Annotated in this window: 2 protein-coding genes; both read right to left on the bottom strand. The window is 63.4% G+C overall.

Annotation, left to right across the window (positions count from 1 at the left end; translation table 11 throughout):
• Positions 1-3: 3 nt before the first annotated feature.
• Positions 4-7,830 (bottom strand): amino acid adenylation domain-containing protein, encoded by a 7,827-nt coding sequence (locus ACOYXH_RS06285; protein WP_460410380.1) that lies wholly within the window; start codon positions 7,828-7,830, stop codon positions 4-6.
• The gene (locus ACOYXH_RS06280) at positions 7,827-11,228 is read right to left on the bottom strand and encodes an amino acid adenylation domain-containing protein (RefSeq protein WP_460410379.1); all 3,402 of its coding nucleotides are present in this window, start codon (positions 11,226-11,228) and stop codon (positions 7,827-7,829) included. The genes ACOYXH_RS06285 and ACOYXH_RS06280 overlap by 4 nt, the downstream gene beginning before the upstream one ends.
• Between the last annotated feature and the right edge of the window lie 4 nt (positions 11,229-11,232).

Genomic DNA, 11,232 nt, shown 5'->3' with positions numbered 1-11,232 from the left:
CTCTCAAGAAATCAGTTTTTCCAGATCATCGAGGGATAGACGTTTGAGGGCCTCCAGGGATTTAGCCAATTCATCCTGAACGGGCGACATTTCGACGCGCAGAGCCTCGATTCGCGCGCAGAACGCCTTGAGGGTATCGGTTTCGAACAACTCTTTAAGCGGCACCTTGTCGCCCAGACGCTCCTTGATCCGGGTCACCACCAGCGTGGCCAGCAACGAATGCCCGCCGAGCTGGAAGAAGTTGTCCGCGAGGCCCACCTGCTCGACCTCCAGCACCTCCTGCCAGATCGTCGCCACCTCCCACTGCAAATCGCTTTGCGGCGCCTGATAGTGCTGCTGCGTCGGGCCGTCGCCCAAGGCCATCAGCGCCTTGCGATCGAGCTTGCCGTTGGGAGTCAGCGGAATGGCGTCGATCAGGTGCAAGTGGCCTGGCACCATGTGCGCCGGCAAGCGACTGGCCAGTGCATTGCGCAAGTGTTCCGCCAACACCGGTTGATCGACCACAGCCTGCGCCACCACCACATAGGCGTGCAGGTGTTTGCCGGCGGCTCCGTCCTGAGCGAGCACCACCGCTTCACGGATGTCGTCCTGCTCCAGCAGTCGCGCTTCGATTTCGCTGAGTTCGATACGGAAGCCGCGAATCTTCACCTGATGGTCGGCCCGGCCGATGTACTCGATGTTGTCGTCGCCGCCCTGACGCACCAGATCGCCGGTGCGGTAAAGGCGCTCGCCGTTGCTGGCGTAAGGGTTCGGCACAAAGCGTTCGGCGGTCAGCGCTGCGCGCAGCAGATAACCCCGGGTGACACCGGCACCGCCCAGGTACAACTCGGCGGGCACGCCACTCGGCAGTACTTGCAACTGGCTGTCGAGCAGATAGGCCACGGTGTTCGGCAACGGCCGGCCGATGTTCGCCTGCCCCTGCGGGGTGCGCAGGGTGAAGGTCGAATAGGTGGTGTCTTCCGACGGCCCGTAGAGGTCGTAGACCTGTTGCACCGACGTGCTCGCGTACAACGTGTCGACCAGGCTCTGTTTGAGCGGTTCACCGGCCAGATTGATGGTCGCCACCGAATGCGGAATCTGCCCGGCCCGTTGCAGCGCGGCAATCGCCGACGGCACCGTGTTGATCAGGGTGACCTGTTCGCGGGCCGGCAAATCGGCCAGCGCCAGCGCATTGTCCGCCAACACCAGGCAACCCCCGCAAGCCAGAGTGACGAAAATCTCCCAGACCGACAGGTCGAAGCAGATCGACGTCGACGCCAGCACGCCACGCAACTGTTCTTCGCGATAGACCCCGGCCGACCACTGAATCAGCGCCGACAGGTTGCCGTGGGTGATGGCTACGCCTTTCGGTTTGCCGGTGGAACCGGAGGTGTAGATGACGTACGCCAAATTCTGCGCAGTGACATTCGCCAGCGGTGCCGTTGTCGGGAACGCGCTCAACGCGCCCTCTTCCACCAACAACACCTGCGCACTCAAGTTTTCAGGCAGCAGCGCCAGTGCGGCCGGTTCGGTGATCAGCACGGCGGCGCGGCTGTCATCGAGCATGTGCAGCAAGCGTTCCTGCGGGTAGTCCGGATCCAGCGGCACATACGCGCCACCGGCCTTGAGAATGGCCAACAACGCCACGAGCATATCTGGCGTGCGTCGCATGCACACGCCGACGCGCACCTCCGGTCCGACACCCAGTGCCTGCAGCTTGTGCGCCAGACGGTTGGCCCGAGTATCGAGGCTTTGGTAATCGATCTGTTGTTCGGCGAACAGCACCGCATGCGCTTGCGGTTGGCGCTGCACTTGCGCGGCGAGGTGTTCCAGCACCGTGCGCGCGTCCGTTGCCGTGAGGTCAGCCTTGCCCCAAGCGATGGCTTGTTGACGCTGCGGTTCTGCAAGCAATTGCAAATCGCCCAGCGGCAGAGAAGCATCGGCGAGGAACTGCGTCAGCAGGCTCTCCAGTTGCGCGCTCAAACCGCTGATTGCGGCCGCATCGAAACTGGCCCGGTCGTAACTGATCCCCAGGCTCAGCTCACGCCCGGTGACCGCCACCAGCGTCAACGGGTAGTTGGTCTGTTCCTGACGACGAATCGCCGAGAACTTCAGACCGGTGGCCGGGCCTTGTTGCAGCGCTTCGGCCATCGGGTAGTTTTCGAACACCAGAATGCTGTCGAACAACGCGCCGTTACCGGCACCGGCCCAACGCTGAATGTCGTAGAGCGGCGTGTGCTCGTGTTCACGCAGTGCCAGATTGACGTCCTGCACCTGTTGCAGCCACTGGCTGACGACGATCTCGGCGGACGGCGCCGCGACCACCGGCAAGGTGTTGATGAACAGACCGATCTGCTGCTCGACGCCCGGCAAATCCGTCGGACGCCCGGCAACCGTGGCGCCGAAGGCCACATGGTCCTGCCCGGTATAACGCTGCAACAGCACCAGCCACGCCGCTTGCACCAAGGTGTTGAGGGTGACTTTCTGCTCGCGGGCGAAGCGGTTCAAGTTCGCCGTCAAGGTTTCGCTGAATACATGCGCGTGATCGGCGTAACCGCTGGCCGCGTGCTGCCCGCCCGACACGGCACTGGCCAGACGCGTCGGCTCATCAAGATCAGCGAGGGCTGTCGTCCAGAAATCGCGGCTGGCCTGCTGATCGCGCTGATCCAGCCATTCGATGTAATCGCGATAGCGCCCCTGCCCGACCGCCGGGGTCAGGCCGGCATAACGCTGCAGCACTTCGCCGAACAACTGCGAGGTGCTCCAGCCGTCCATGAGGATGTGATGGCAGGTGTAAATCAGGTGATGCGTGGCCTCGTCCGTGCGCACCAGCGTCACCCGCAACAGCGGCGCGCCAGTCAGGTCGAAACCGTTGGCCAAATCCTCGCTGGCCAGTTGCTCCAGCGCCGTGCCGAGGTCAGCACGACCGCGCCAGTCCTGCACGCGCCATGGCATCTGCGCACTTTGACGCACCACTTGTACTGCGGCGCCAGCGTCTTGTGGCCAGACAAATGCGGTGCGCAGGATCTCGTGGGCATCAACGGTTTGCTGCCAGGCTAGACGGAAGCGCTCGGCGTCGAGTTGTTGCACATCCACACGCAATTGATTGGTGTACGCCGGGCTGTCCGGATCGTTGACGCTGTGGAACAGAATGCCCTGCTGCATCGGCGACAGCGGATAGAGGTCGACGATGTCGCGGGCCGGGATCGGCAGCGCCGACAGTTGTGCCTGGGTCAGCGTTGCCAGACTAAAGTCCGACGGCGTCACAGCCGCCTCGCCACTGTCGCAGCAATGTTCGATCAAACGCTCCAGCTCGCGCCGGTAGGCTTCGGCCAGCGCCGCGACGGTTTCTGCGCGATACATGCCGCTGCCGAAGGTCCAGGTCAATTCCAGCTCACCGCCGTAGACCTGACCGTCAACGCTCAGCCAGTTACCCAGCGGCGCTGCCGCGTCCTGATTAGCGCCGGTGCTTTCGCCGCTTGGCACGAACAGCGCACCCGCGTCGGCGTTGAACGCGCCGTCGAACTGGCCGAGGTAGTTGAAGGTCACGCGCGGCTGCGGCAATGCCTGCAACTCGGCGGATTGGCTCAAGTAACGCAGCACGCCAAACCCGATGCCTTTGCCCGGCACCGCCCGCAACTGTTCCTTGATCGCGCACAGCGACGCACCCGGTGTCGATTCAGGGGTCAGGCGCACCGGAAACAAGCTGCTGAACCAGCCCACGGTGCGGCTCAGGTCGATGTCGTCGAACAAGTCTTCACGACCATGACCTTCGAGCTGAATCAGTACCGAAGGCTGTTCGCTCCAGTCACACAACACCCGCGCCAGGGCCGTCAGCAACAGATCATTGATCTGCGTGCGATACGCCGCTGGCGCCACTTTTAGCAGTTTGTGCGTCAGCGTCTGACTCAAGCGCGTGCTGGCCCGGGCCGCTTGTGCGCGGGTCTGGGTGTCCTGCGGGAAATCCCGTGGCAGTTGCGCGTCGCCCGCCGCCAGGGTTTGCCGCCAGTAGGCGCTCTCAGCGGCCAGCGCCTCACTCTGCGCGTAACGCTGCAGATGTTCGGCCCAGCTGTGCAGCGAGCTGCTTTTGCCCGGCAAGACCAGCGGCGTGCCCGCCGCCAGCGCAGTGTAAGCGTGCTGCAGATCTTCCAGCAGAATGCGCCACGACACGCCGTCGACCACCAGGTGATGGATAACCAGCAACAGGCGTTGCTCAGCATTCGGCAGATTCACCAACACCGCCCGCACCAAGTGCCCTTGTTGCAGATTCAGGCTGCGCTGGGCCACATCGGCCAATGCCGGCAAAGCGTCCAGGCTGTCCAGCTCACGCACCCACAACAGCTGCGGATCACGCTGGGTCTGCGGCATTGCCTGCCACACGTCGGCGGACGCCTGGAAGCTCAGCGCCAATGCGTCGTGCTGTTCGATCAGCGCGGCCAGCGCCGTGCGCAGATGCGCGGCGTCGAGCGGCGTGGTCGGCTGCAACATCACCGACTGGTTCCAGTGCTGACGCTGGGCAATCGGGGTTGCGAAGAACCGCGCCTGAATCGGCAACAATGGCAACGGCCCGCGAGCAGCAGGTGCCGCAGCCGTGACGGGCTTGGCTTCGATCAGTTTAGCCACGGCGGCCAGTTGGCCGATGGTCTGTTTTTCGAACAATTGCTTGGGGCTCAGCTTGATGCCCTGGCGTTTGGCCCGGGCAATGATCTGCAAGCTGAGGATCGAATCACCACCCAGTTCGAAGAAGTTGTCGCTGCTGCCCACGCGTTCAAGCTTGAGCACATCGGCCCAGATCGCCGCGAGTTTCTCTTCAACTTCACCTTGCGGCGCGACGAAGTGCTGAGTGACCACGCCCGGCACCGGCAAAGCACGCTTGTCGAGCTTGCCGTTGGCCGTCAGCGGCAATGTTTCCAGCAGCACAATCTGCGCCGGCACCATGTAATCCGGCAGGCACGCCTGCAATTGCTCGCGCAGCGCCTGCGCCTGCAAGGTCAGCCCCGCCGCCGGCACACACCACGCGACCAGTTGCAGACGCGTCGGGTCGTCATCCAGTGACAGCGCCAGCACCGCCGCTTCACTGACACCGTCCAGGCCCAGCAACACCCGCGCGACTTCCGCCGGCTCCACGCGATAACCGCGCACCTTGACCTGATCGTCGGCGCGGCCGATGAATTCCACCGTTTGCTGACGATTGCGGCGTACTCGGTCGCCGCTGCGATACACCCGCGCACCCGGCGCGCCAAACGGATCGGGCAGGAAGCGCTCGGCCGTCAGCCCCGGCTGATTCAGGTAGCCCAGCGCCACGCTGTCACCACCGATATACAACTCGCCAGCCACCTGATCGGCGACGTTGTTCAGCACATCGTCGAGCACGTAAACGTGAGCGCCGGCCAGTGTGCTACCGACCGGTACGCTGCGCGTCAGGCTCAGATCACCGACTTCATGGGCCAGCACGCCCACCGTGGTTTCGCTCGGCCCGTAGTGGTTGATGAGGCGGCAGCCCGGTTTGAGCTGGCGCACGCGCTCGACCAGCGCCGGCGAGCACGCTTCACCGCCGACAATCAACGCGTGTTCCGGCAGCACGTCGGCAGCCCGCGCGGCCTGCAACAACGCGGCCAGATGGCCCGGGACGATTTTCAGCATGCCCACTTGATGCGTGGCCATGTACTCGGCAAAGCGGTCCGGATCGAAGCCCAATTCTTCCGGCAAGACATGCAACAGGCGCCCGGAACACAGCGCACCGAAGAGCACGGTAAAGCCCAGATCCGCAGCAATGGTCGAGACCAGCGCCATGCTGCTGTCCGCCGTCGGCGCCATCCGTTCCAGCACACCGCGCACATAACTGCCCAGCGCACCGTGGCTGACCAGTACGCCTTTCGGTTGCCCGGTGGAACCGGAGGTGTGAATCACGTACGCCGGTGATTGCGCGCACAGCGTCACGGCTGGGCAAGTGTCCGGCATTGACTGCCACTGCTGCGCTGCAAAGGCGATGCCCTGACAGCCATCGACCGCCAGCGCGGAGACACGCGCATCGCCTTCGGCGCACAACAGCAGCCGTGCTTTCGCAGCGCCAAGCATCTGCTGCAGGCGTGCGTCCGGCGCCTTGACGTCCAGCGGCATGTACACCGCGCCCGCCTTGAAGATCGCCAGCACAGAAGTCAGCCAGTCCAGCGAACGCTCCATCAGCACTGCCACCGGCTGGCCGTCGCGCACGCCTTGGGCGCGCAAATGATGGGCCAGTCGATTGGCCGCCTGATCCAGCCCCTGAAAACTCAAGGCCTGATTCAAGTCGCGCGCGGCCAATGCTTCGGGCTGGCGCGCGACTTCACGATCCCAGTGCTGCAACACCATCAACGCCGGTTCGGCGGGTGCCGGGAGCGGTGCTGGCAAGATCAACGCAACACTGTGCAACGGTGCCTGCGGCGCTTTCAGCAATTCGCTGAACAGACCGAGCAAGGCCAGCACGAAAGCTTCGACGGTCTGCGGGCGATAGAGGTCGCTGGCATAGGTCATCTGACCGTGAATCAGCGTGCCGTCATCGGTGATGTCCAGCGCCAGATCGAAGTGGGTGCCGTCCTTGTCCAGCGGATACTCGGCGACAGTCAGCCCTGGCAGAGCCATCGCGCGCTGTTTCTGCATGCCGACGTTCTGGTTGAACTTGGCCTGGAACAGCGGGTTGTGGCCGAGGGTGCGTTCAGCCACCAATTCGTCCACCAGTTGCTCGAACGGCAACTCCTGATGCGCCTGCGCGCCGAACGAAGCTTCACGCACCCGCGCCAGCAAATCCTCGAAACTGCCGCGCTCATCCACCTCGCAACGCAGCACTTGGGTGTTGACGAAAAAGCCGATCAGCCCTTCGACTTCAGCACGGCCACGGTTGGCATTCGGCACGCCGACACGAATGTCGCGCTGCCCGGCCTGCCGCGACAGAAACAGCGAGAACCCGGCCAGCACCAGCATGAACAGACTGATGCCTTGGCTACGGGCGAAGGCGTTGAGTTGCAGGGATAGCGGCGCACCGAAATCAAAACTCAGGGTCTGGCCTTCGAAGCTTTGCGTCAGTGGCCGGGCAAAGTCCGGCGCCACTTCCAGCAGCGGATGTTCTTCACCCAGTTGCTGGCGCCAGTAATCGAGTTGACGCTCGCCCTCGCCGGCTTCCAGCCAGCGGCGCTGCCAGATCGCATAGTCGGCGTATTGCAGCGCCAGCGCCGGCAATTGCGGTTCGCGTTCGAGGCTGAACGCCTGATAGCACTGGACGAATTCCTTGACCATCACGTCCATCGACCAGCCGTCAGAGACGATGTGGTGCATGCTCACCACCAGCACGAATTCCTCGTCGGCCAGGGCAAACAGACTGGCGCGCAGCAGCGGCCCGTGGCGCAAATCGAAAGGCCTTGCAGTGACGGTCTGCACCTGTTGCGCCAACGCTTGCTCGCGTTCTGCTGCCGGCATGCGGGTCAGGTCGATACGCTCCACGGCCAGCGGTTGCTGTTCAAGGATCACCTGATGCGGCTGATCACCGTCAGTCTGGAACACCGTGCGCAGGACCTCATGGCGCGCCACCAGATGATCGAAGGAGCGCTGCAGCGCCGCTTCGTCCAGACGCCCGTTCAGGCGCAGGCCGGCGGCCATGTTGTAAGCAGCGCTTTGCGGTTCGAGTTGCCAGAGAAACAGCAGGCGCTGCTGAGCGAACGACAACGGAATCGGCGCGATATCGTGACGACTGACCGGCAGCGGCAACAGGCTGAAGTCCTTGCCATCTTCGCGCAACTTGGCCAGAAACAGCCGACGCTGTTCCAGCGGCAAGCCGACGAACCTCTTCGCGATACGTTCCGCCATTGTGCCGCTCATACTTCTTCTCCTTCCAAAGCACTCATGAACTGATCCATGTCGGACCAGTCGTCGTTCGTTGCGCCATCTGCCAGTTGCGCCAACACGGCGGCCAGATCGATCAGCAGCGGTTTCTCGAACAGGCTGCGTAGCGGCAGCACCACGCCCTGCTGACTTTTCACCCGGGCAATCACTTGCGCGGCCAACAGCGAGTGGCCGCCCAGTTCAAAAAAGTGATCGTCAAGACCCACCCGCGAAACTTGCAAAACATCCGCCCAGATCTGCGCCAGACACAACTCGGCGTCCGATTGCGGGGCGCGATAATCGCCCTGCAACTGCGCCGGATCCGGCGCCGGCAACGCCTTGCGATCGAGCTTGCCGCTGGGTGTCAGCGGCAGGTTCGCCAGCAACAGCAAGTGGCCCGGCACCATGTAGTCCGGCAAATGGGCTTGCAGGGCAGCGCGAATTTGCTGACGGAACGCCGCTTGCGTCGCGGCGTTTTCGAGCGAGGCCTTATCGGCGACTACGTAGGCCACCAGTTGCTGGCCGCCGCTGAGCGGCACCGCCAGCACCACGGCTTCGCGAACGCCAGAGCATTGCTGCAGGCGCGATTCGATTTCGCCCAACTCGATGCGGAAACCGCGAATCTTCACTTGATGATCGGCCCGACCGATGTACTCCACGGCTCCGTCAGGTCGCAAGCGCGCGCGGTCACCGGTGCGGTACAGGCGCTGGCCATCGGCAAACGGGTCGGCGATAAAACGCTCGGCGCTGAGCATCGGCTGGCGGTGATAACCCCGCGCCAGGCCCGGACCACCGATGTACAACTCGCCCACCGCGCCTTGCGGCAGCAGGTTCAAATCATCGTCCAGCACGTATAAACGGCGCGCGTCGAGACCGTGGCCGATCGGGATGCCGCGCCACGACACGGCGTCTGCCGTCAATGCCGTGCAATCGTGAATGCTCGACACCACCGTGGCCTCGGTCGGCCCGTAGGTATTGAGCAAGTGCACATGGCCCAAACCGGCCTGTTGCCACAAGCGCAAACCGTCCACCGCCATCGCTTCGCCGCCGACGTGAATCTGCCGCAGCGCACCGAAGCCGCTCGGTGGATTAGCGGCAAATTCCTGCACCAGCCAATACCAATAAGCCGCCGGCAAGTCGGCCAAGGTGATGCCGTGATCGACAATCACTTGATGCAACGCCGCGCTGTCCCACAACCGCGCATCGCGCAGGACGACTGCGGCGCCGTGGCACAGCGGCGGGAAAAACTGCTCGACAAAGCCGTCGAAGCTGCTGGTGGCGAACTGCAGAACGCGATCGCCTTCACGCAGGTCGCTGTAATCAATGGCGCGGGCGATGAACTCGCTCAGCGCGCCGTGGCTGACCGCGACTCCTTTCGGGCGCCCGGTGGAACCGGAGGTGTAGATCACATAGGCGAGGTTTTGCGCGGCGACCGTCACCGGCAGATTGTCGGCCTGATCACTCTCGGCCAGTTGCTCCAGGCACAGGCAATCGACGCCATCCAGATCCGGCAGGCTGGCGAGGCTGGCGTGATCGGTCAGCAGCAATTTCAAACCGCTGTCATCTAGCACATGGCGCAAGCGTTCGGCCGGGGTTTGCGGATCCAGCGGCACGTAGGCGCCGCCGGCCTTGAGCACCGCCAGCAACGCCACCGCCAGTTCCAGCGAGCGCCCCAACGCGACACCGACCAGCACATCAGGGCCGACACCGCGAGCGCGCAACTGATGGGCCAGACGATTACTGCGGGTGTTCAACTCGGCATAGCTGAGTGCCGGCGACGGCTCGGTCGCCAGAATCACTGCCAATGCCTGTGGCGTGCACGCTACTTGCGCTTCGAACAGGGTCTGCACGCTGGCGAACACAGGTTCTGCTTCGGTGGCCTGAATGAGTTGTGCACGTTCCGCCTCCGCCAGCAGTTCGACTTCGCCGACGATTTGCTGCGGATCGCGGCACACGGACGCGAGGATGTTGCGCCAATGCCCGGCCATAGCAGCAATGGTGGTGGCATCAAAAATATCGGTGGCGTAGGTGAACGCCGCGAACAACTGCTCGCCCTCCTCGCGGGTGTCGAGCATCAGGTCGCTGGTGGCGGCATGTTGGCGACCGCTGCCGGCCAATTGCTCCTCAGTCAAATAGCCCACCTGCAAACCGGACTCAAGTTGCACATCGTGCAAGTCAGTCACCAGCGGCTGGTGGTTGAACATCACCTGGAACAACGGGTTGTGGCTTTGGCTGCGCGCCGGTTGTAAGGCTTCGATCAAGGCATCGAACGGCAGATCCTGATGAATCTGGGCGCCGAGCGCAGCCTGACGCAGGCTTTGCAACAGATCGGCAAAACGGGTTTGTGCGGTGACTTCACTGCGCAGGATCTGCGTGTTGACGAAGAAGCCGATCAGCCCTTCGGTTTCGCTGCGCGTACGGTTGGCAATCAACCCGCCGACGCGGATGTCGGTCTGGCCGCTGTAGCGATGCAGCAACGTTTTGAACGCCGCCAACAGCACCACGAACAGCGTCACACCTTGGCGTTGCGCGAGGTTTTTCAGCTCTTGGCGCAGCGCTGCGTCGATCACCGCTTCCAGTCGCGCGCCCTGATGACTGGATTGCGCCGGATAGGCACGATCGGTCGGCAGCTCAAGCAGCGGATGCTCGTCGCCCAATTGCGTGCGCCAGTAATCCAGCTGACGTTCGCGCTCACCGGCCTCCAGCCAACTGCGTTGCCACAGGGCGAAATCGCGGTAGTGCACGGTAAGTGCCGGCAATGACGGCTCGCGGCCCGCCACCAGAGCATCGTAAGTGCGCATGAATTCATCGATGAGAATATTCATTGACCAGCCATCGGCGATGATGTGGTGCAAGGTCAGCAGCAACACATGCTCCTGCTCGGCCAGACGCAACAGGCGCAGGCTGAGCAGCGGACCGTTCTCCAGATCGAAGGCCTGAGCGGCCTCAGCCATCATGTGCTGTTGCGCCAGCGGCCAGCGCCGGGTCTCGGGCAGCGCACTCAGATCAGTGATCGGCAGTTTCAACGGCTGCGGTTCGGCGACACGCTGAAACGCGCGCTCACCCTCCTGACCAAAGGTGGTGCGCAAGCACTCGTGCCGCGCCGCCAGTAGACTGAACGCCTGCTCCAGCGCCTGCGCTTGCAGGTCGCCCGTCAGGCGCACCGCCATCGGCAAGTTGTAAGCGGCACTGTGCGGGTCCAGTTGCCAAAGAAACCACATCCGCTGCTGGGCGTACGAAAGCCCGTCGCGCTCGGCGATTCCGTCACAGGCAGTCATGGGAAGCTGCGCAAAATCGATGCCCTCACGGGCCATGCCGGCGAGGAACAAACGGCGTTTGTCCTGTGGCAGTTCGATAAAACGACGGGCTAGTTTCTGGGCGTCTGCGGCATTCATGCAT

It is taken from the genome of Pseudomonas sp. Mb7 (assembly GCF_054790525.1).
The sequence above is the reverse complement of the archived record's forward strand: the minus strand, read 5'-3'. Positions and strand labels throughout refer to the sequence as shown.

Excerpts from the sequence above, each read along its gene's own strand:
- ACOYXH_RS06285 (WP_460410380.1), bottom strand. The coding sequence starts at position 7,830 with ATGAGCGGCACAATGGCGGAACGTATCGCGAAGAGGTTCGTCGGCTTG.
- ACOYXH_RS06280 (WP_460410379.1), bottom strand. The coding sequence starts at position 11,228 with ATGAATGCCGCAGACGCCCAGAAACTAGCCCGTCGTTTTATCGAACTG.